Source organism: Paenibacillus sp. MABNR03 (assembly GCF_050455445.1).
Taxonomy (GTDB): Bacteria; Bacillota; Bacilli; order Paenibacillales; family Paenibacillaceae; genus Paenibacillus; species Paenibacillus xylanilyticus.
The window spans coordinates 393,237-415,647 of the sequence record NZ_JBCIYR010000004.1; the positions used below are offsets into that span (position 1 = coordinate 393,237).

Consider the following 22,411-nt stretch of genomic DNA (forward strand, 5'->3'; position numbering starts at 1 on the left):
CTTTCTTTTTTTTAAAATGGAAATAGCATTATTTCACTACATTACGTAGTGTTAAACTGCGATGAGAACCCGTCTTCAGGAAAAAAATGAAATACCTCGGTACGTAAATACAAACATAAGGTTTGCACTACACATTATAGTGTATCGAAGATGACAGTGCAATCATGGATTGGGAAACGAAAAGAGACCCTTCTGAACGATGCAGAAGGGTCTCTCCGAGATGAAAATTAATAATATGGAATGCTGATTACAAACGCCCAAAAGGCGAAAGCATCATGCCCAGAATACCAATAATGGTGCTTGTGAGAAAACGGTACAATATATAGAGCAAAACAACGTTGGCAATAAGTACAGCATACATGCTATCGAAGGCTGATTTGATGCGATTGAGCGGATACTGGAACAGCACCGTGTTCATGCCTGCAAATAGAATGACATAGGACACAACCAGAAAGAATATGGAGACACGGAAAGAGATGAAAATAAACAGGTTCGCCAGAATGAGCGATGGCACAGCCGGAACGAGTAACGTACCATATTGGGCTGCGAGCGTTTTCGGACGAAACATGACTTTTTCAATTTTCAATATAGCGTAGATCAGGATAACAGCCACGATCAGGATGACGGCGGTAAATAACAGCGGGCGAATAAACCCGGCTATAAATACCCCTTCCATATCCAAGCGGCTGAAGGTAATTAAAAAGTATGTAGACGACAGAATCGCGATAAGAGCCATCGTAATCAACCCGTTCAGTGCATGTTGTTCACCAACGGTTTTCATGGTCTGATAAGGACGAGCTAGTACGCTAAGAAAATAGGATAAATACTGTTTGCTGACTTCTTTGGCTTGCTGAATTTTCTCATTTTGCATGACATTGCTCCACTGATTCGTGTTACTGTCTCCATCCGATGAATGGTTATTTGGACCGGAATTGTCATATGTCTGTTCAATCGGTGTTGCAGAGGGAGTACGGGAAGAAACGGATGAAGAAGGCGTTGCTTGCGTACTGGACCAACGCGTATATTCCGATTCGGCAGCTGCTGCTGATTCGTGGTCGCGGGGAGTGGTAGAAGAAGAGGATGACTGAGTCAGATCTGTACCACACCTCTCGCAATAATGCGCATTTCCATTTTCATGATTACATACTGGGCATTTCATGGCATGAGCCTCCAATTTCATAAATTAAAGAAACATAGACATTTTGTCTCATTTTAACGGGTGGTGCCGAAGTTTGTCTATGTTTCCAGTAGAATTAATATCCGTTATTTCCCAAATGCTAGAGAGGTCTTATAAGCGAGAAACAGGTATTGTAATGGTTGATATATACTTCTATCGTATGGTCAGCCAGTCCGATTCATACCGGGGCGTAAGCAGAGAAAGGTGGGGCTTCGAGTAAGGTGGCGTATCAAAAATGGATTTCTAAGCCACAATATTATATGAAGTCTTGAGGCAGCGAGGTTTTGTTTACGGCAGAATTGGCATATGAAATTCAGTGTATTTTTGGCTATCGTTCGCTTTTATGTGTTATTTGCATGTTAAGTATATCTTTTGGGTTGCCTCTTACCGCATATTTATGTATAATCAAACGTGTTAACACGTCGAATGTACGGTAGTAAATGATGAAGGTGAATTCATGGAACTGCTGGACAGTAATGAAAGCAAGAAAAAGATGTGCCAGTATTACAACGAAATTTCGAAGGAACTATTCGGCTTCGGTACCACTCTCCTGAGAGTGACCGTCGATCAGAATATTGTGACCTTCTTTGCCAAGCACCGTCGTTCGCCACGCTCTGACGCCCTGGAAGGGGAGGCCCCCGGCTTAAAGCTGGAAGTGGACTTCCGCATGTCTGTCTTATATAAGAAGAAATTCCGGGAGAAGCTAGAGCAGCACATGGGTTTGCCAATCGAAGCTGTATTACGGGATTATGATGCGTCCACGCAGTGGGCCATTACGAATATCATCCTGGAACAGGCATAACGTGGATCGACTGGTTCGATACAGGTCATGCGCACGTTCCGTTTATATCGTCCCTGACAATTTCATATGATGGCGTTTGTCTTTGGATTGATTCTGAAGCAGAAACCAATGATGTACCGGCAGCGGGTGTCGCTTTCCTTTGTTTACGAAGAAAAGTGTTCTTGTTCTTACAAGAATGCTTTTCTTTTTGTTTTTTTTATACACATCACACATTTCAGGAGGAATTCAGGATCATGATGAAAAAGTGGATTAGCGGTTTGGCAGCAGTGGCAATGACATCGGTATTACTTGCAGGGTGTGGCAGCAGCACGGATGATGCGACAGGCGCATCAGGCAGTGGGGGAAAAGCAGCAAATAAACTGGTGATCTCCACTTGGGGCTTCTCCGAAGATTTCTTCAATGAAGAAGTATTTGGCCCATTTGAAAAAGAACATAATGTAGACATCGTGCTTGAAGTCGGCAATAACGCTGAACGTCTGAACAAAATTCGTCAGGGCACGTCGAATGTCGATGTCATCTACCTGTCTGACTACTATGCACAACAAGGCATTGATGAAGGTCTGTTTGAGAAAATTGACCGTTCCAAAATTCCAAATGTAAATGACATTTATGATATCGCAAAAGCACCGCTTGGTGAAGATTATGGCCCGGCCTACACGGTTGGACAGCTCGGTATCGCCTACAATCCTGACCTCGTTTCCAAAGAAGTGACTTCTTGGAGTGACCTGTGGGACCCGGCATTCGAGGGTAACCTGACCATCCCGAATATTACGGCAACGGCAGGACCAATGGTGGTGGATGCAGCTTCCCGTGTAGCCGGAAATGATACGTTCAATGAAGATGCGGCATTTGCTGAACTGAAAAAACTGAGCGGCAATGTGGTGAAATTCTACAGCCAAACGTCCGAGTACGTGAACATGTTCTCCCAGGAAGAGATTGCAGGCGGACCGATCATGGAAATGTACTTCAAGGATCTGAAAGCAGCCGTACCTAATGCGAAGTTTGTTACACCTAGCGAAGGTGCATATGCCGTGATGAACACAATCAATGTCGTGAAGGGCAGTAAAAACAAAGAGCTTGCTGAAGAATTCATCAACTGGCAGCTGAGCCAGGATGTGCAAGCGAAATCTGCCAAAGCCAAAGTGGATTCCCCGGTAAACACCAAGGTTGAACTGACTGCTGAAGAGGCAGAAGGCGTAACGTATGGTGCTGACGTGGTTGAGAAGCTGAACAAGCTGGATATGGAGTTCGTGAATCAACAAGCGAAAGCATGGACAGATCGTTGGAACCGTGAGATTGCCCAATAAGCATCATGGAATAAAGCTTAAGAAGAACGACAGCATAAACGAAGGTTCGGAAGCAATAAACTTTGCAGCAAGCACGATTAAGGGTAGAGGAGTTGAGCACGTATGAGTGAAGCGTTAAATCGCATCATCCTGGATGTAGACACGGGTATTGATGATGCACTGGCGATTTTGCTGGCCGTCAAAAGCCGGAAGCTGGACATTCTCGGCATTACCACGGTCTGTGGGAACGTATCGCTCCAGCAGGCAACCGATAATACATGCAAAATTCTTGAACTGGCGGGTGCACCCGAAATCCCGGTGATTGCCGGAGCAGCAGGACCACTCACCCGCAAATCGCATTATGAACATCGGGTACATGGACAGGACGGATTGGGCGGAGCACTGCCTGATCCGGCAGTGTCCAAAAAGGCGGAAGAGGGCTTTGCACCGGAGTTCATTGTGGAGCAAGCCAAACTGTACCCGGGTGAACTGACACTCATTATGACTGCGCCACTAACAAATCTCGCGCTCGCATTGCTCAAGTGTCCAGAACTGCCTTCATTATTGAAGGAAGTCATCTTCATGGGTGGCGTTGTTCGCGGACATGGCAATATTACACCGACGGCAGAGTACAATACGTACGCTGATCCGGAAGCTGCACGCATTGTATTGCACGCAGGCATTGAGAAGCTTACACAAGTAGGTCTGGATGTAACACGTCAAACGCTGCTGAATGAAGCAACGATTGAGCGTCTCACAGATCCTGCACTGCGTTCGTACGTGGCTCAAAGTACCGAAATCTATATCAATCGTTATGAGCAAATGAATGGCATCCGGGCTTGCGCTCTGCATGACCCGCTGGCCGTTGGCGTTGCCCTCGCCCCGGAACTGGTTGGACGCAAATCCTATTACGTGGATGTCGAGACGGCCAGCCGCCTGTGCGATGGTCAGATGGTATGCGACTTTCAAAACCGTTTGGGCCAGCAGCCCAACACCCTCGTCTGCGAAACCGTAGACGCCGAAGCATTCCTTGAATTGTTTATCAACGCGTTAAATGCGTAGCTATGATCTTTACGGAATTGGGGTTCACTCTAAAAATCAGTCCTTACGTAATTCGCTGGTAGTGTAGGGGACGAAATCGATTCTGTAGAAGCGAAGCGTTCGCCTTTATCCTTGGATTTTTCCTTCTATAAGAAGGAGATCAAGAAAATCCAAGGATAACAGCGATCGAAAGAACGATTCGTAACCGGAACGGCTGGTGGGATTAACGTGAAGCACTTATTTTTGAAATGTGCCTAAATGAAACGTAGGAATACAACCACTTTACAAGTCAGGAGTACCGCGATGAAGAAATCAGTAATCTACTGGCTATTGCTGCCGGGGTTTGTGTTTTTGGCGGCATTTATGATCATTCCGATTGTCCTGACGATCGGATCAACGTTTTTCCAGGAAAACTCCTTCACGTTTGAAGGATACATGCATTTTTTCAGAGACCCTTACTTTTTGAAAATATTGCTTACGACGCTGCAGGTCAGCGTGGTCACCACCCTCGTCTGTGTGGTGCTCGGATTTCCAACAGCTTATTATATTTCGCAGAAAGCGCCGCGCCGCAAAGGTATTCTGCTGGCATTGGCCATCTTCCCGCTGCTGACAAGCCCGGTCGTGCGCTCGTTCAGCTGGATGATCATTCTTGGGCGTAAAGGGCTGATCAATAACGCTCTGGTTGGTTTGGGCATCGTGGACAAGCCGCTGGATATCCTGTACACGCCGGCAGCCATGATGATCGGTCTGACTCACTTGTTCCTGCCACTGATGATCATTTCTCTGGTCGGTGTGCTTGAGAACATCGACAATGACCTGCTCAAGGCAGCGCAAAGTCTGGGTGCATCCCGCATTACGGCATTCCGCCGGGTCGTGTTCCCGCTGGCTGTGCCAGGACTTGTCATCGGAGCCGTGCTCGTGTTTGTTGGAAGCCTTACGGCGTATACGACGCCAGCCCTCCTTGGAGGCAAGCAGCGCGTCATCGCCACGTTCCTGTATCAAAACGCCATGACCCTCAACGACTGGTATCTGGCCTCGGTCGTTGCCGCGATTATGATTGTCATTACATTTGTCGTGGTCGGTGTCATGAACAAAATGGCCAAAACTTTAAATCCGAAGGGGTAGACATATGCGGGAGAAACATATCGGGCTGGGCCTGTTCAGTCTGCTGGTCTTTATCTTTCTGCTGGGCCCGCTTCTGATCATATCGGTCACTTCGTTTGAACCGGGAACGGTACTCAAATTTCCGCCGGAGGGCTTCTCCCTCCGCTGGTACGAGAATATTTTCAACACAGGCGGTTTCCTTCGTACGTTCCAGACGTCCATCATCATTTCCCTGCTGGGGAATTTGCTGGCGCTGCTGCTCGGGGTTCCGGCTGCGTATGCACTTAGTCGTTACGATTTTAAAGGCAAGTCCGTGCTGAATGCATTGTTCCTGTCACCGGTACTCATTCCGGGAATCGTGCTCGGTTTTACATTGATGAAATACCTGATCGTAATCTACCATCTGCCGATGTATCTCGGACTGTTGATCGGTCACACCATTATCATGCTTCCATTTATTATTCGCGTCATTGCATCAAGTCTGTCGAGTTTTGACTTTGCAGTGGAAGAAGCTGCGCTGAGTCTCGGTGCGGGGCGTGTCAGAACGTTCTTCCAGATCGTGCTGCCCAACATTCGCTCGGGGATTCTGGCGGCTGTGCTGATTGCCTTTCTGGAGTCGTTCAACAACGTGGACATCTCCGTGTTCATGACCGGACCAGGGGTAAGCACATTACCAATTCAGATGCTGACGTATGTCGAGAATTATTTTGACCCAACCATTGCAGCCATTTCCGTGCTGCTGATGGTACTGACCGGACTTTTAATGTTCGTGATCGAACGGATCATGGGCGGATTTTCATACTTTACTAAACGTTAATTGGAGGCGCAGAACGCTATGGCATTGCTGACATTGGATCGCGTATCGGTGGCTTACGATAACCAGACGATCCTGAAGGATTTTCAATTGGAGCTGGAAAAAGGTAAGCTGCTCTCCCTGCTCGGACCGAGCGGTTGCGGCAAAACAACTACGCTGCGCCTCATCGCCGGATTCCTGGAAGCAACACAGGGCAAGTTTATGTTCGGCGGCAAGGACTATACGAAGGTTCCGGTGAACAAGCGGAACTTCGGATTTGTATTTCAGAGTTATGCGTTATTTCCGCACCTGTCTGTTTATGACAACGTGGCCTTCGGCCTGCGGATGCGCAAGGTGAAAGACAAGGATATCTCGGCACGCGTCATGCGTATTCTTGAAGTGGTGAACCTGAACGGTTTCGAGAAACGTTTCCCGCAGGAGCTGTCCGGTGGACAGCGTCAGCGTGTGGCGATTGCCCGCGCACTTGTGATTGAACCGGATCTGCTGCTGTTTGACGAACCGCTCAGTAACCTGGATGCCAACCTGCGGCTCAACATGCGGGTGGAGATTCGCCGGATTCAGCAGGAGCTGGGAATTACGACACTTTATGTCTCCCATGACCAGGAGGAATGTTTCTCCATCTCGGATCAGGTAGCGATCATGAACAAAGGCGTTGTCGAGCAGCTCGACCGCCCGGAGACCATCTTCAAATATCCGGCAACGGAATTTGTAGCCCAATTCATCGGATTCCATAACTTTATTGAGTTTGCTGAGCGCAGTGATGCGGGAGATGAGATCTCGTTGAAAGCGGGAGGACGTTTGTTCACCGCAACAGCCCATCCCGGAACGGCACGTCCTGGTGCCCGCAAAGGTGCGATTCGCCCGGATGATCTAATCGTTAGTGGGGATACGTCAGCGGATCTGGCAAATGCCCTGCCAGGGATCGTGAAGGTGAGTACGTATCTGGGACGCAGCTATCAGTATGTCATTGAGACAGAACTCGGTGACTTTACAGCCAACCAGGAAATGGAGACGCCGTACCTTAGCGGGCAGCGCGTCAGCCTGATTTTCCCGCAGGACAAGCTCGTCCTCGTTGAATAGCAGTAATAAAACGTAAATAGCAGCAGGAAGCAGAAGCAGCAAAGGCAGCATGCTGCATGATTGGATATGCAGCGTGCTCAGAAGAAGGAGATTATGCCCCATGCGTGCAGATCAACTGATTGTGAATGTAAATGTGTATAACAGTTATTATAAACGGTTTGAATTGAACAACGTCGCTGTACTGGACGGCAGGTTTATGTACGTCGGACCAGGCGGCCCTGAGCTGATTCAGGCAGATGAGGTCATCGATGCACGGGGAAGATACATGATTCCGGGCCTTATCGATATCCACCTGCACATCGAGAGTACGATGGTGACGCCGGCTACCTTTTCCCATGGTCTGATTCGCTGCGGGGTAACGTCCATTGTAGCGGAACCGCATGAGATGGCGAATGTGTTTGGGCTCGAAGGGGTGCAGGAGATGATGGCTGCGAGTCGTGAGACAACGGTCAACATGTTCTATGCCATCCCGAGCTCCGTTCCGGCAACGCCGATGGAAACGACAGGCGGCTCGATCGAGATTGAAGACATGGATGTGCTGCTGGCTACCGGAGAGATCATCTGTTTGGGTGAAATCATGAACTATGTGGATGTCATCCGTGATCCGGAATGTAAGACCAATCAAATTTTGCAGCATATCCGCAAGCATTATCCGGATCTTGTCATTGAAGGTCATACACCAAAACTGCTAGGACTCGATCTGCATCGACTGATCTATGCAGGTGTGGATTCCGATCATACACATCAGAGCATCGAGGGATTACAGGCTCGAATTGCAGCAGGCATGTTCATTGAAATTCAGGAGAAATCGATGACGCCAGAAGTGATGGAGTACCTGATTCAGCATGATGTCACTCAGCATTTCTGCTTTGTGACGGATGATGTTATGCCGGATTCACTTGTAGAACGCGGTCATCTGGATCATATTGTGCGTAAAGCGATTCGCATGGGCATGCGTCCCGAAGATGCGATTTACGCAGCCACGTCTACCCCTGCATCCCGGATGAAAATGACCGACCGTGGCAGCATCGCCCCAGGTAAAGTGGCGGATTATGTTCTGTTATCCGATCTGGAGAAATTGGCGATTGACCAGGTGTACAAAAATGGCCGGAAAGCTTATGACGACTACGAACCGTATAAGCAGGAACGGATGACCGGACAGTTCCCGTCCCATTTTTATAAGAGTGTACAGCTGGACAAGTTGGCAGCAGAAGATTTCGCTATTCAATTGAGCGATCCGAAAGTTGTGGGTACGGCCAATCAGACGGATGAAGGACCATACAACTGCCGCGTCATGATGGTGAAAGATGGGTCCACCTTTGTGGAAGAGCATATCGCTCAGGTTCAGGCTGCCAATGGTGAACTCCAGTGGGAAGACAGCGGATACGGACAGATTGCTACCTTTGAGCGTTATGGTGTCAATGGCAATCGGGCACATGGTTTGATCGGTGGAGATACGATTAAACGGGGGGCTATTGCAACGACGTATTCACATGACAACCACAACCTCCTGGTCGTTGGACGCAACCGTGAAGATATGATTCTGGCAGCTAACACCGTTATTTCGAGCCAGGGCGGATTCTGTGTGGTAGAGGATGGCAAGGTGCTGTCTCACTTGGAGCTCCCTGTGGGAGGCATTTTAACGGAAGAGCCGCTCGCCGTAGTTTCTCATCAGGTGAAGGAATTGCGGGCAGCAATGCTGTCTCTTGGTTATGTGCACTATAACCCGATCATGTCCATCAGCACTCATTCCCTCGCGGTGAGTCCTGCATTGAAAATTACGGATCACGGCCTGATTGATGTAAATGCAGGCAAAGTTGTACCGTTGATTGTAGAGCAGCAATGAGTATTTAGATATTACAGTAAAGTGATTATAGAAGTGCCCCATTTCAAGCAGTATGCTATGAAATGGGGCGCTTCTAGTTTAGCATGTATACTAAGAAGGAGTATGTGGAGCAATGGTTAGGAGGAAAGATCAGTAATGACGGAAAGAACAAATAACACAAAAGCCATATTTTTTGATGTAGATGATACCCTGTACGACCACTTGCAGCCGCTCCGTGGAGCTTTGCAGGAAGTTCTCGGACTTCCTGATGATTTTCCATATGCAGAGGCTTACCATCGTTTCCGCTATTATAGTGACTGGTTGTCCGATCAGGAGGACCTCTCTGCTGTTCCTGAGCCAGAAGCGGTGGAACGGATGCGGCGGCAAAGGTTTGAACTGACGATGAAGGAGTTCGACATAGCTTTGCTAAAGGGTCATGCTGAAGAACTGCAAGCACAATATCTGAACAGACAGTTTCAGATCCAGCCTTTTGAAGGTGCATATGACCTGATGAGAAAGCTTATGGCAGACGGACATACCGTAGGGCTCATTACCAATGGTGAGGGAGGACATCAGAAGCGGAAACTCGAAGCATTGGATGTGTTTGGCCTCGTTCCCGAGGAGCAAATCTTCATCTCAGGCACCATCGGTTATGCTAAACCGGATTCCAGGTTGTTTGAACATGTAAGTAAGCAGACAGGGACAGATGCCCGTTCCAGTTATTACATTGGAGATTCGTGGCGTAACGATGTAGTGGGTGCAGTCAACGCCGGATGGAAAGTCATCTGGTTCAACCACCGTGATGCCCAGCCGGAATCGGATCATCAGCCGCATCATGTGGCACGCACGTATAGTGAAGTAGCTCGTATTCTTACATCCGAGTTTGTTCATAAATAAAGAGTCATACGTTCTTTCATTCAGTCCTGTCACCTCACTGAGGTGAAGGGCTGTTTTTTGTTTTGTTTTGATATGTGAGGATGATCGCTGTGTATTATTCCTATCTAAGGTATAAATGCTGTGTGTAAGCTGGATGGCTCCGGGTTCTGGTGATGGACCAAAGATGAAGCTTAACTTCATGGAATCTTCATTGGATTGAATGGGCTCATCTCTTCACAAAGTAGAAAGGTGGTGTTATAATTAAAACAAGATTTAGATTAAGTCTAAATTAAAGAAGTGTAAATTAACTTATATGATGATTAAAAAATCAAATGATATCACATTCGAGAGGGGATAATTATCCATGAGCACAATTCAAACGAAAACCAACACTTTTGCTAACCATGCCGCTGCACAGCACGAAGTTCTGAACCGCCAGATTGCAGGCTGGTCCGTACTGTATACGAAACTGCACCATTTCCACTGGTATGTTCAAGGACCACATTTCTTCACGCTGCACGCCAAATTCGAAGAACTGTACAATCTGGCTACTGCGAACATGGATGAAGCCGCAGAACGCCTGCTTGCGATTGGTGGCCGTCCGGTAGCCACCATGTCTGAACAGCTGCGTTTGTCTCCAATTCAAGAGGCACAGGGAAAATGGTCTGCTGAGCGTATGGTTGAGTCTGTAGTTGCCGATCTGCGCACGATGGTGGAAGTCATTAAAGAAGGCATTCATGCAGCAGGTGAAGCTGAGGATAACGCTACGGAGGATATGCTGATTGGATTCACAGCAGTGCTGGATAAAGAAATCTGGATGTTAAACGCATTTCTGGGCAAATAAGCAAAGTTAACCTGCATCCTTACAACGATATGTAGAGTCCGTGAACAAAGTCCCCGTTCGCTTACAAATCCGGTGTGCTTGCCGTATAATGATGGCATTCAAGATGTATAGATTGGTGGAATGAACGATGCGGGCAGACCTGGAACAATTGCAGGAGGAAGCTGAACGGTTTATATATACATGTTATGACGAGCTGGGCCATTCGCGTGAAGACGCGGAGGCCCGGCTTATTGCCGTTAACCAAGAGATTGAAGATACCGGCACCTATGTGCATACAGCCGAAGAATTGGAGCAGGGCTGTAAAATGGCATGGAGGAACAGCAACCGCTGTATTGGTCGATTATTCTGGGATAAACTGCGGATTGTGGATGCGCGTCACGCAGACACGGCTGGAACGGCGGCGGATGCAGTGCTGAATCATATCCGCGTTGCATCCAATGGTGGTAAAGTCATTCCCATGATTACGATCCTTCCACCGAATGGCCCAAGCGGAACTCCCGTGCGGATCTGGAACCACCAGCTCATCCGTTATGCCGGATACGAGACAGGCCAAGGCATCGTTGGTGATCCCGCATCCGTGGAATTGACCAAGGTGGCCCTGTCACTTGGCTGGAAAGGGGCAGGGAGCGCTTATGATGTACTGCCGCTCATTATTGAGGCGCAGGGGGAATCTCCTGAATGGTACTCTGTACCCCAGGAAGACATTGTGGAGGTGTCAATTGAACACCCGGAGCGGCCCGAGATTGCTAAGCTCGGCCTGCGCTGGTACGGTGTGCCGATGATTGCCGACATGAGACTCGAGATTGGCGGCATCTCTTACCCGGCTGCGCCGTTTAACGGCTGGTATATGGGAACCGAGATCGGTGCCCGCAATCTGGCGGATACGTTCAGGTACAACAAGTTGCCTGCGGTGGCAGCAGCGCTTGGACTAAATACGTCAAGTGAAACGACGCTATGGAAAGACCGAGCACTTGTTGAATTGAATGTAGCCGTACTGCATTCGTTCAAGAAAGCAGGCGTCAGCATTGTGGATCACCACACGGCTGCAGCGCAATTTGCATTGTTTGAGCAGCGGGAGGAGATGGCCGGTCGTGAGCTGACCGGCGATTGGGTTTGGCTGATTCCGCCCGTATCTCCGGCGACGACGCATATTTTCCACAGTTCCTATCGCAATGATATCGTGAAGCCGAACTTTTTCAGACAGGATCAGGCGTATACCCTGGATGGAAAAGCATCTGGAGCAGAACTGCAGAATAGCGAAAAGCACAGTATCAAGTCAGAGAATCAACAACCACCGGCCGGAGATTCACCGATGAAATGCCCGTTTGCACACTAATTCGTGCGAGCGGGTTATTTTTTGCTGTTTTGCATCAAACGAAGTCTATAAAATAGGAAAGAAACAATAGAATTTTTTCTCTATATGGAAATATATAACACACCTATAATGAGGTCATGACTTCACATAGGGAGGGAATAACCCATGGGTTACATTGAATCGCTGCGAGGAATGATTGGCAATGCTCCTGTTATATTGGTGAGACCGAGTATTTTGATTTTGAATAAGACGGGTGAGATTCTGCTGGTTCGGCATATCGATGATACCTGGGGAGTTCCGGGTGGATTCATGGAGCTCGGCGAGTCGGTAGAAGAGGCTGCGATGAGAGAGGTCCATGAAGAGATTGGAATAGAGCTCAAGAAACTTGAACTATACGGTGTCTTTTCCGGGAAGGAGTTATATACCAAATTAAAAAACGGACATGAATATTATAATGTGGTCATCGGGTACATTTGCACGGAGTATGAGGGAGAGCTGAGGCCAGATGGGGTTGAAGTTCTTGAAGCGAAGTTTTACAAGCCAACAGATTTACCTGACAAGACAGACCCGTACTTAAAAAGAAAAATCCTCGAAAATGCACAATATATAGCCTCTATAATAGGAAGAAAATAAAATAAAGAAGACCGCCCACTCGTGTGGGCAGTCTTGTGCGTTACCCTTGTTTCGATCTGTACCGGCTCCGCATCCCTGCTTGAACTGCGATGGCAGCAGCGATTAGTACAAGGTTGAACACAAATACAGCATAAAGCGAAATGTACTCCACCAGCAGCGCAGCAATCAGAGGAGACACGATGGAGCCAATCTCGGCTGCGGAGACAATTTTGCCTATGACTTCGCTTCTACCTGTGTCAGGGATGTGGTCCCCGATATGAGCAAAGAACGAATCCATGTAACAGGCACCGCCAACCCCGCCAATCAGCATGCCAACATACACCCACACATAAGAGGATGTACTTAGAAAAACAATGACTTCGATGCCGATCATCAACATGCCGAACATGCAGAGTAACAGACGATCCCCCATACGGTCCGACAGATATCCGGCTGCTGGAGCAGCAGCAAGGGTTGAAATCCCGGCCACAGTAAAAGCAAGGCTGGTCGCAAACGGGTCCCAATGCATAATGTGTGCCGCATACAGGGCGAAGTACGTCAGAAATACGGCATAGGCGCTCATCTCCAGAAAATGTACCGTGCCGTAGCCAATAAGTTGTTGTCGCCGGGTAAGCCCTGTAAAAGAGCTTGGAGCGTTATGAGCAGGCGAAACGGAAGTGGAAGTTGGAGAAGCTGTGACCATATCGTTCACAGCAGTATTGTTTACAGCGGTATCATCAGTTGCTGAAGAGGGGAGTTTAATCGCATGGGCATGTTCTACAGCCATGTTAGAAGCTGTTCCTAAGTCCGAACCTGAAGGATGTTTACGTCCGATGTGTTCAGATGGTTGATCAGAGCCCAGCCTGGTCTTCATCCCCATGGCTGTTCCCATGGCCATCAGGCAGCACACTGTAACAAGCAAGAAAGGAACCGACAGTGGCCAATGCAGTGCAAGCCAGCCGCTGATTACCGGGCCGAGAACCATACCTCCGCCTTCACTGCTGCTGATATACCCATTGTACAGGCCACGGTTGTCAGTATTGCCCCCATCCCCGATGATGGAACGCACAATGACCGTAAGTCCGGTGGAGGCGAGTCCTTGCAGCAGCCGCAGCAGGCCAAACAAATAAGCAGCAGAAGCCACCGCAAAGCCACCCATGCAGACTGCGAGAACAAACAGCATGACAACAAGCGCCTTTTTGCCTCCAAGTTTACGGTACAGTGCCGCTGCCGGCACCCCGCCAATGACTTTCCCTACATAAAAGAGAGCAAAAATAACCCCCATCATCCAACCGGACAGGCCGAATTCCTCAATAAACAAAGGAAACAGGGGCAGGATCATGAATCCGCCCATCTGACTAAGAAAACAAATGATCATCAGCAAAGGCAGGTTGCGGCGAATGTCCACGAGCAAAGACTCCTTTCGCACAAAATCTGACTTCAAAATCCCTCCAATCTCCCCAGAGGTATGCGTAGATATCGACATATACCCGTAATGTATGCAGGATTTGTGAAAATAAGAAGAAAAGACACACAGCGTTTACACCAAAACCATTGCGGATATAGCTGAATCATATATAATAGATGGGATTTGTAATAATGTATTTATAGAAAGTGTACAGGGTAAGTTGTACCTCAAGTTTAAGGGGGCGAGATGAAACATGTCAGATCAACAACCAATTATCCGGTTCGACCGGGTGACTCAGCAATACGATCAGGATGAAGCCGTATTGAAGGAAGTCAGCTTCGAGATTGAGCGGGGTAAATTTTATACGCTGCTTGGCCCATCGGGCTGCGGCAAAACGACAATATTAAGGCTGATCGCCGGCTTTGCGGAGCCGACACAGGGCAGTATTTATTTTAACGGAGCACTGATCAACCGTGTTCCTGCCCACCAGCGCCAGGTCAATACCGTGTTTCAGGATTACGCGTTATTTCCGCATTTGAATGTATTTGAGAACGTGGCATTTGGTTTGCGGATCAAAAAGATGAAAACGGCTGAAATACGCAGCAAAGTATTGGAAGCCCTCAAATTCGTCAACCTGTCCGGATATGAAAACCGCGAGATTGGCGAGATGTCCGGTGGACAGCGTCAGCGGGTCGCGATTGCACGTGCGATTGTAAATGAACCAGAGATCCTGCTGTTGGACGAGCCATTGTCTGCACTCGATCTGAAGCTTCGGACCGAAATGCAGTACGAACTGCGTGAGCTGCAGCAGCGTCTGGGGATTACGTTTATCTTTGTCACGCATGATCAGGAGGAAGCGCTGGCGATGTCGGATGAGATATTCGTCCTGAACGGCGGTGTGATCCAGCAAAGCGGTACGCCGAATGACATCTATGATGAGCCGATTAACCGTTTTGTGGCAGACTTCATCGGGGAATCGAACATTGTATCCGGCAAGATGAAGCAGGACTTTGTGGTGGAATTCGCCGGAGCCCAGTATGAATGTGTCGATCAGGGATTACAGCCGAACGAGCCGGTTGAGATCGTGATACGTCCAGAGGACTTGGAGATTACAACCGAAGACCAGGGCAAGCTGAAGGTCAATGTCGACTCCCAGCTGTTCCGCGGAGTGCATTACGAGATATCCAGTTACGACGATGCAGGCAATGAATGGCTTGTGCATTCTACGAAGAAAGCGGTCGTAGGGGAACGGATTGGCCTGTATTTTGACCCGGAAGCCATCCACGTCATGCGCTTTAATGAGACCGAAGAAGAATTCGACAAACGACTTGAAGCCTATCAAGAGGCCACCCATGCAGAGTAAGGCGAGTACACGCAATGCGTATCTGATTCCATATGTATTATGGATGGTGCTGTTCGTTGTCGCTCCGGTACTGCTGGTTGTCTATTACTCGTTTTTTGATGTGGAGGGTAACTTCACCTTTGGCAACTATGCCCGGTTCTTTACGCCTGTATATATGCAGATGACACTGAGTTCATTCTGGTATGCCTTGCTGATTACGGTGTTTGCCCTGTTAGTTTCGTATCCGACAGCGTATTTGCTGACCCGGACGAAGCACAAGCAGCTGTGGCTTCTGCTGATCATTTTGCCAAGCTGGATTAATCTGTTGTTAAAAGCCTATGCCTTTATCGGCCTGTTCGGAACATATGGCCTGACCAACTCCCTGCTCGAAGTGATCGGTATAGGTTCGCAGCAGATTTTGTTCACCGACTTCAGCTTTATCTTTGTTTCGGTGTACATCTTCATTCCGTTTATGATTCTTCCAATCTTCAACGCGTTGGAGGAAATGAATCCTTCGCTGATCTATGCAGCGCGGGATCTCGGAGCTTCATCCTGGCTGACGTTTCGCCGGGTCATCTTCCCGCTGACGCTCTCTGGAGTTAAATCGGGATGCCAGGCTGTATTTATTCCAGCATTATCCCTGTTCATGATCACCCGCCTTATTGCGGGGAACCGGGTTATTACGCTGGGAACAGCCATTGAACAGCATTTCCTCGTCACCCAGGACTGGGGGATGGGGTCAACGATTGCCGTCTTTTTGATTATTGCGATGGCGATCATTATGTTTCTGACCGGATCAGGGAAGAAGGAGGTGCGTAATGGGAAGAAACGGAAAGCTGTCTAACGTCTATCTGGCTGTTGTATTTGCGATCCTGTATGCACCGATTGCGTACCTGATCTTCTATTCGTTCAACAGTGGCGGCCACATGCGTAATTTCGAAGGGTTCACGCTGGAATGGTACAGGGAAGTTTTTGCCGATACCCGGCTGCTGATCATAGTACTCAACACATTTATTATCGCCCTGCTGTCATCAGCAATTTCGACCATACTTGGTGTGGCAGGAGCTCTTGCGATCTATCATGTGCGGCGTAAACGGACCAAAAACACGCTGTTGTCTCTCAATAACGTGTTGATCGTAAGCCCGGATGTCATTATCGGAGCATCCTTCCTGATTTTGTTCACCATGATCGGGATCAAACTGGGATTCACATCCGTCCTGCTGTCCCATATCGCATTCAGTGTGCCAATCGTGGTCATCATGGTCCTGCCCAAGCTGCAGGAAATGAGCCCAACGCTGATGGATGCGGCACGCGATCTGGGAGCGGGATCATGGCAGATCCTGACACGTGTGGTGCTGCCCTACGTCAAACCGGGTATATTTGCCGGATTTTTCATGGCACTGACGTATTCCCTGGATGACTTCGCGGTTACATTCTTTGTCACGGGGAACGGATACTCCACACTCTCGGTAGAGATCTATTCCCGGGCCAGACAGGGTGTGTCACTGTCCATTAATGCACTGTCGACCCTGCTCTTCCTGCTGACGGTGGTGCTGGTTATAGGATATTACTTCATTAACCGCCGCGCCGCACGGACACCTGCCGGAAGGGGGCTGCGTCCATGAAGCAACTGGTACGGACGTTTGCAATCGTGTTTGTGGCAGCCTTTGCCCTGATGATTCTGGCGTCATATCTCAATAAGAGCCAGGGATACTCTGGCGGCAACACGCTGACCATCTATAACTGGGGCGATTATATCGACCCGGATCTGCTGACGGAGTTTGAGGAAGAGACGGGCATCAAGGTCATCTACCAGACGTTCGACTCCAATGAAGCGATGCTGACCAAGATTGAGCAGGGGGGAACGACCTTTGACGTAGCCATCCCTTCCGAATATGCGATTAGCAAAATGAAAGAAGAGAACCTGCTCGTTCCCATCGATCACAGCAAATTAACGAATTTGAATAACATTGATTCCCGGTTCTTGGACTTGTCCTTTGATGAAGGCAACCAGTATTCCATCCCGTATTTCTGGGGGACGGTGGGGATTGTCTACAATCCGGAGCTGGTTGACGGATTGACGTTTGAGAGCTGGAACGACCTGTGGGACCCGCGCCTGAAAAACCAGATCCTGCTGCTCGACGGTGCTCGTGAAGTCATGGGGATGGGACTGAACAGTCTGCACTATTCCCTGAATGATACCAACGAAGACCACCTGCAGGAGGCGTTGGCAAAACTGTCTACCCTGACGCCGAACGTCAGAGCCATTGTGGGTGATGAGATCAAAATGCTGCTGGCCAACGAGGAAGCAGCAGTTGGACTCGTATGGTCCGGAGATGCGTCCGAGATTATGGACGAGAACGACAAGCTCGATTACGTGGTGCCTGAGGAAGGCTCGAATCTCTGGTTCGATAACATGGTCATTCCGAAGACGGCGAGCAACATTGAAGGAGCACACCAGTTTATTAACTTTATGCTGGACCCGGATCACGCCGCACGTAATGCCGAGTATGTCGGATACTCCACACCAAACGCCGAGGCACTGAAACTGCTGCCAGAGGATATCTCGGGCGATGAGCGTTTCTATCCGGATGAGACACTGACAGGCAAGCTGGAAGTGTACGATAACTTGGGTAAAAAAATGCTTTCGCATTACAACGACTTGTTCCTTGAGTTTAAAATGCACAGCAAATAGTCAGCTGGATTGGCATGACGCATACACGGCTGTTACACACTTGAATATGCTTATAAAGTCAAAGTCAAAAACCCCGCTGATCATTGAATGGATCAGCGGGGTTTCTCTTACCCTTATCTTCAGAGCAAAATGCACTTGCTATTGGTATATAAGATGAACATTAAGATTACATGGAACGGAGAGGATAGAACAAACTGGAGAAGCAAAGCGTGCGCCTAAAAGCTTTCTGAAAGAAAGCTACTTCGGAAGCATAAGCTATTCCCGGATTTCTCCATTTTAAAGGGGAGAATCAAGGAAATCCGGGAATAACAGCGATCGGAAGTTGTTCTGTCATCGGAGTGGTCTAGTGTAATCGAGCCCTTCAGCTTATGCCACTACATGTTTCTTTTGCGACCCACGATTAACCATGCCCCACCCATAATCAGCACAATCGCCAAGAACGGCTGGATGAAGGACAGGCTGCTCAGCATCGAACCAATGGACATGACGGAGAAGAATAACAGCGAGATCACCGTCAAAATGTTGATAGGGATAAGCAGCCATTTGTTCCGTCCGCCAAACCAGTACAATTCAAACAAACCTACAGCTACCGCAAGGATAAATCCAGGCCACATCGTGCCCCAGTTACCGAAGAGCATGGCAATCTGGCTAACCACACCGGCAGTCAGCAAAATACCGCCCGGTACAAGCAACCCAACCCCTCTGCCAATCATGGAGAAGTACAGCCAGTGGAAAAACAGCCCCAGCGGGATCACAAACAGGGTAGGCCAGAAGTTGGCAAAGATTGTCCCCGGACCGAGTGAACCTCCCTGGTTCAGAATCAGGTACACGCCCAGCAAAATGAGCACAGGCGCAAGGATCGTACGTTTAGCCATGATATCTCTCCTTTTTATCATTTCATTAGAGTCATTCCGAACAGTCCTGAAGTCTTTTTTCTCGTTACACACAGCATACCATGAACGAGAAAAGGCTATCCTCGGTCTTTGGAGTTAAAATGAACCTAGACTTAAGTCTAGGAAGATTCCAAGGATCAGGTTCCTCAAACCGAAGTCGTACCTTCGTATAGTCCTAATCGAATGCCACAGACTGCTTCAGGTCCGCGCGGTATTGCCTGGGCGTCCGTCCGGTCCACTTTTTGAAGGCGTTCTGAAAAGCACTTTGCTCGGAAAAATGAAGGGCATAGGCAATTTCACCAACGGAATAGTTTCCTCCCCGCAAATAATTCAGCGCAAGCTCCTTGCGTACCTGAACAGATATTTCATGGTATGTCGTACCTTCTTCACGCAATCGGCTTTGAAGTGTGCGAATGCTAACACCCAGATGCTCTGCGGTATGTTGTAATGTCGGAAAGGTGGCAGGAAGGCTATCAAGCAGCCAGCGGCTGACTTTGCCAGAGAACGTATGGGAAGAATGCAGCTGTTCCTTGCTTTCCTGGGCCATCGTTTCAAATACTTTCAGCATCTTTTCATCTGAGTAAAGAACGGGGTGACTGAGAATGTCTTTGTGCAGGCGTAATTGATTATGGTTGTCTCCAAATTGGGGAGTTACTCCGAACATGTCGACGTATGGGGTCAGGTTTCTTGCTGCTTCAGGTGCTTCATGGCTAAAACGGATCTCCTTTATGTCGACTGGGCAATTCCCCAATTTGCGGATGAGAGATAACACGGAGACAGTCATATCTTCCACACAATGACGGGACATCTGCTGCGGTGACTGCAAAAACAGACGAACAACCACATCTTGCCCTTGGATCTCCCAATCCAGATTGAATCCACTGTACAAAATGATGTTATACCGCTGATATGCAGCGAGTGCATCACCAATCGTTTTGGAATGCATCATAACGTAACCGAGAAGGCCCAGGTCAGCAAAGTCGAGCAGGAGTCCTTGATTTAAGCCAAAATACAAATCATTGGAGTATTCAGAAGCTTTCAGCAGAATTCGTTCCAGTTCTTCGACTGGAATTCGGGCTTCAGCATGCTGCAATATTGCCGAGTCAAAACCGGCATACTTGAAAAAGGTTTCGGGTTCATATCCTTTGTGAACGAGAGTTTTCATGATTGGATACAACATGGAAATGGATACTCCGAGATTGTGGTTATTCATGTACCTCCATTGCGCGAATTAGCAATTTTTTGGCGTCCTCGATCATTTGTTTAGATGTAGGTTCACCTTATGATGATAGTACGCCTGCTTCTTCGGCTTTCATGTCAGCATTTTATGCAAAATGCTTACGTACTTATTATACAGGAGGAACCCAAGTATGAAATCCAATATTCTGGTCATTAACGGCCATCCTGATCCGGAAAGTTATTGCAAAGGGCTATCCGATGCTTATATCAAAGGGGCTCAAAGAGCCGGAAGTAATGTGAATTTTATTGATTTGAGCCACATTCAGTTTAATCCCAACCTGAAATACGGTTATCGGAAGCGGACGGATCTTGAGGATGATCTGGTGAAAGCCCAGGAGCTCATTCGTTGGGCAGACCATCTGGTGTTTGTGTATCCTTTATGGTGGGGAGCGATGCCGGCTGTTCTGAAAGGATTTATCGACCGTATATTTTTGCCGGGGTTTGCCATGAAATATCGGGAAGGCTCGCTCCTGTGGGACAAATTATTAAAAGGAAAGTCCGCGCATCTCATTGTTACGATGGATACACCCCGTTGGTATAATCATTTGATATATAGGCAAGCCGGGCACCGGGTCATGAAATTGAATATTTTGAATTTTTCCGGTGTATCCCCGGTACGGGTTACTGAGATTAGTCCAATCAAGGGATCGACTGAAGCGTTTCGCCTGAAGTGGCTGGAGAAAATCGAGGCCTTGGGGATGAAACAGGGCAAGGGTCAATAAGACACTAATCTGATCTGCAGGACGGAACGACAGCCTGAAGGCTATAGTCGAAAGTTAATTGAGCATGAAGAAGCCCACTTCAGCTGGAGTGGGCTTGGTCTGTTTTAATTTATATCAAAGCGGTCGTTATTTTATGACATCCGAGTGTTTCTTGCCCCAGCTTTTCACCCCATCATCTTCAATAATGGAAATGGCTGCATCGGCGATGTCCGGATTGGTCATCAATTTCTCCTGAACACGGAACTTGATATCGTCAGCATCGGCCAGAGAAAGGCCTTTGGTCAGCTCAATCAGTCCTTCAACATGGTAATAACGGCCTTCCTGGATGATGCGCATCATCTGGATATCGGCCACATGGGAGTCTGCCAGAATGGTCTGCGACACTTTGTCCTCAATATCCTGCGGAGCAGCGACACCGATGAGTCCAATCATATTGTCGTATCCGACCCGGAAGGCTACAGCAATCATCAGACAGCCAATTAGGGTCGTCACAATGCCATCAAGCAATGCGAAATTGGTCAATGCAATGACAATGACAGAGATTAAGGCAAGCGTTGCCCCGAGTACCGCTACCACATCTTCGTAGAATACGAGACGTGTTGGTGGTGCAGCGCGTCCCACGTTTTTGATCGCTGCAGGAACAAGGGAGAAACCGGACGCCTTGGGCGCACGCGCTTCAACAAGGATTTCCTTCATCGCTTTGATCAGGATGGCACCGTCAATCACAATGTTCAATACGAGCACACCGATGTTGATCCAGAGGCCGCCTGAATGACCAGCAGGATGCTGCAGCAGGTGAATTCCCTCATGGATGGTTTCGTATGCCATAATCGTGACCACGATCACGGCAATCATACAGAAAATGTTGATGACCCGTCCAAATCCGGTTGGGAAGCGACGTGTCGGTTTTTTTTCGGATAACACACTTCCGACAAAGACGAACCCCTGGTTGATGGCATCGGCGAGCGAGTGCATGGCAGAGGCAAACATGGCCCCGCTGCCACTGAATAGAAAGGCTCCTCCTTTGCACAGAGCGAGTACGGCATTACCTGCCATAGCTACGGCCGAGGATGTGTTTCCCTTTTTGACGAGAGACATGAAGCTCTCAGACTTTGCTTGTTCAGCCACGTTGAATGTTCCTCCCAAAAGATTTGATAGATGTAAAATTCAAGATTCTTCGTTACATCTTGTGCATTACCACTAAATGTTATTATAACCCGCTTTACATATCCCAGCATTATGCATAAAAGGTCATATTATAATATGGACAAAATTATAGAAAATGAATAAGCGCAAATTCACAGATCCTTATATTTGAACAAAAACGATCATGATT

Annotated in this window: 21 protein-coding genes; 16 read left to right on the top strand and 5 right to left on the bottom strand. The window is 48.3% G+C overall.

Going from position 1 to position 22,411, the window contains the following annotated elements:
* Positions 1 to 247: 247 nt before the first annotated feature.
* On the bottom strand, positions 248 to 1,159 hold the full coding sequence (locus AAIH57_RS21510; protein WP_430022923.1) for a hypothetical protein: 912 nt from the start codon (positions 1,157 to 1,159) through the stop codon (positions 248 to 250).
* 475 nt (positions 1,160 to 1,634) lie between these two features.
* On the opposite strand from AAIH57_RS21510, the gene AAIH57_RS21515 reads away from it, so the two are divergent.
* The 11 genes from AAIH57_RS21515 (at position 1,635) to AAIH57_RS21565 (ending at position 12,797) form a co-directional block, all read left to right on the top strand.
* A complete protein-coding gene (locus tag AAIH57_RS21515) occupies positions 1,635 to 1,979 on the top strand; it encodes a Na-translocating system protein MpsC family protein (protein ID WP_095290982.1) in 345 nt (114 codons plus the stop codon).
* 236 nt (positions 1,980 to 2,215) lie between these two features.
* Positions 2,216 to 3,286: an ABC transporter substrate-binding protein gene (locus tag AAIH57_RS21520; RefSeq protein WP_430023116.1), complete on the top strand. Its 1,071-nt coding sequence runs from the start codon at positions 2,216 to 2,218 to the stop codon at positions 3,284 to 3,286.
* Between the two features lie 102 nt (positions 3,287 to 3,388).
* The gene (locus AAIH57_RS21525; protein ID WP_175396798.1) at positions 3,389 to 4,327 is read left to right on the top strand and encodes a nucleoside hydrolase; all 939 of its coding nucleotides are present in this window, start codon (positions 3,389 to 3,391) and stop codon (positions 4,325 to 4,327) included.
* 282 nt (positions 4,328 to 4,609) lie between these two features.
* Positions 4,610 to 5,431 carry an ABC transporter permease gene (locus AAIH57_RS21530; protein WP_095290986.1) on the top strand — a complete coding sequence of 274 codons (822 nt, stop codon included), beginning with the start codon at positions 4,610 to 4,612 and terminating at the stop codon, positions 5,429 to 5,431.
* A gap of 4 nt (positions 5,432 to 5,435) precedes the next feature.
* Positions 5,436 to 6,227, top strand: coding sequence for an ABC transporter permease (locus tag AAIH57_RS21535; RefSeq protein WP_024632851.1), 792 nt, complete (start codon positions 5,436 to 5,438; stop codon positions 6,225 to 6,227).
* An 18-nt stretch (positions 6,228 to 6,245) separates the two neighbouring features.
* Positions 6,246 to 7,304: an ABC transporter ATP-binding protein gene (locus AAIH57_RS21540; RefSeq protein ID WP_175396797.1), complete on the top strand. Its 1,059-nt coding sequence runs from the start codon at positions 6,246 to 6,248 to the stop codon at positions 7,302 to 7,304.
* Positions 7,305 to 7,404: 100 nt separating this feature from the next.
* Positions 7,405 to 9,150: an adenine deaminase gene (locus AAIH57_RS21545; protein ID WP_430022924.1), complete on the top strand. Its 1,746-nt coding sequence runs from the start codon at positions 7,405 to 7,407 to the stop codon at positions 9,148 to 9,150.
* 135 nt (positions 9,151 to 9,285) lie between these two features.
* Positions 9,286 to 10,026 (top strand): HAD family hydrolase, encoded by a 741-nt coding sequence (locus AAIH57_RS21550; RefSeq protein WP_430022925.1) that lies wholly within the window; start codon positions 9,286 to 9,288, stop codon positions 10,024 to 10,026.
* Between the two features lie 343 nt (positions 10,027 to 10,369).
* Entirely contained in the window at positions 10,370 to 10,849 is a 480-nt protein-coding gene (locus tag AAIH57_RS21555; protein WP_430022926.1) for a Dps family protein, read from the top strand.
* 127 nt (positions 10,850 to 10,976) lie between these two features.
* The gene (locus tag AAIH57_RS21560) at positions 10,977 to 12,185 is read left to right on the top strand and encodes a nitric oxide synthase oxygenase (RefSeq protein WP_175396793.1); all 1,209 of its coding nucleotides are present in this window, start codon (positions 10,977 to 10,979) and stop codon (positions 12,183 to 12,185) included.
* A gap of 144 nt (positions 12,186 to 12,329) precedes the next feature.
* Positions 12,330 to 12,797 (top strand): NUDIX hydrolase, encoded by a 468-nt coding sequence (locus AAIH57_RS21565; RefSeq protein ID WP_430022927.1) that lies wholly within the window; start codon positions 12,330 to 12,332, stop codon positions 12,795 to 12,797.
* A 40-nt stretch (positions 12,798 to 12,837) separates the two neighbouring features.
* On the opposite strand, the gene AAIH57_RS21570 is transcribed toward AAIH57_RS21565, so the two are convergent.
* The gene (locus AAIH57_RS21570; protein WP_430022928.1) at positions 12,838 to 14,220 is read right to left on the bottom strand and encodes an MFS transporter; all 1,383 of its coding nucleotides are present in this window, start codon (positions 14,218 to 14,220) and stop codon (positions 12,838 to 12,840) included.
* A 217-nt stretch (positions 14,221 to 14,437) separates the two neighbouring features.
* Between AAIH57_RS21570 and AAIH57_RS21575 the strand changes: the two genes are divergently transcribed.
* From AAIH57_RS21575 to AAIH57_RS21590, 4 genes are read left to right on the top strand one after another with little or no spacing between them, the layout of a single operon-like run.
* The gene (locus AAIH57_RS21575; protein ID WP_175396790.1) at positions 14,438 to 15,547 is read left to right on the top strand and encodes an ABC transporter ATP-binding protein; all 1,110 of its coding nucleotides are present in this window, start codon (positions 14,438 to 14,440) and stop codon (positions 15,545 to 15,547) included.
* The gene (locus tag AAIH57_RS21580) at positions 15,537 to 16,370 is read left to right on the top strand and encodes an ABC transporter permease (RefSeq protein WP_175396789.1); all 834 of its coding nucleotides are present in this window, start codon (positions 15,537 to 15,539) and stop codon (positions 16,368 to 16,370) included. Before AAIH57_RS21575 ends, AAIH57_RS21580 begins: the two co-directional genes overlap by 11 nt.
* Positions 16,345 to 17,151: an ABC transporter permease gene (locus tag AAIH57_RS21585; RefSeq protein ID WP_413036301.1), complete on the top strand. Its 807-nt coding sequence runs from the start codon at positions 16,345 to 16,347 to the stop codon at positions 17,149 to 17,151. The genes AAIH57_RS21580 and AAIH57_RS21585 overlap by 26 nt, the downstream gene beginning before the upstream one ends.
* Positions 17,148 to 18,221: an ABC transporter substrate-binding protein gene (locus tag AAIH57_RS21590; protein WP_430022929.1), complete on the top strand. Its 1,074-nt coding sequence runs from the start codon at positions 17,148 to 17,150 to the stop codon at positions 18,219 to 18,221. Before AAIH57_RS21585 ends, AAIH57_RS21590 begins: the two co-directional genes overlap by 4 nt.
* 374 nt (positions 18,222 to 18,595) lie before the next feature.
* Here AAIH57_RS21590 and AAIH57_RS21595 read toward each other — a convergent pair whose 3' ends face one another.
* Both AAIH57_RS21595 and AAIH57_RS21600 read right to left on the bottom strand, forming a co-directional pair.
* A complete protein-coding gene (locus tag AAIH57_RS21595; protein ID WP_430022930.1) occupies positions 18,596 to 19,096 on the bottom strand; it encodes a hypothetical protein in 501 nt (166 codons plus the stop codon).
* 193 nt (positions 19,097 to 19,289) lie between these two features.
* Entirely contained in the window at positions 19,290 to 20,327 is a 1,038-nt protein-coding gene (locus AAIH57_RS21600) for an AraC family transcriptional regulator (RefSeq protein ID WP_430022931.1), read from the bottom strand.
* 157 nt (positions 20,328 to 20,484) lie between these two features.
* Between AAIH57_RS21600 and AAIH57_RS21605 the strand changes: the two genes are divergently transcribed.
* Positions 20,485 to 21,075 carry an NAD(P)H-dependent oxidoreductase gene (locus AAIH57_RS21605; RefSeq protein ID WP_430022932.1) on the top strand — a complete coding sequence of 197 codons (591 nt, stop codon included), beginning with the start codon at positions 20,485 to 20,487 and terminating at the stop codon, positions 21,073 to 21,075.
* Between the two features lie 126 nt (positions 21,076 to 21,201).
* Here the strand turns inward: AAIH57_RS21605 and AAIH57_RS21610 are convergent, their stop codons facing one another.
* A complete protein-coding gene (locus AAIH57_RS21610; RefSeq protein ID WP_217506493.1) occupies positions 21,202 to 22,173 on the bottom strand; it encodes a cation diffusion facilitator family transporter in 972 nt (323 codons plus the stop codon).
* Between the last annotated feature and the right edge of the window lie 238 nt (positions 22,174 to 22,411).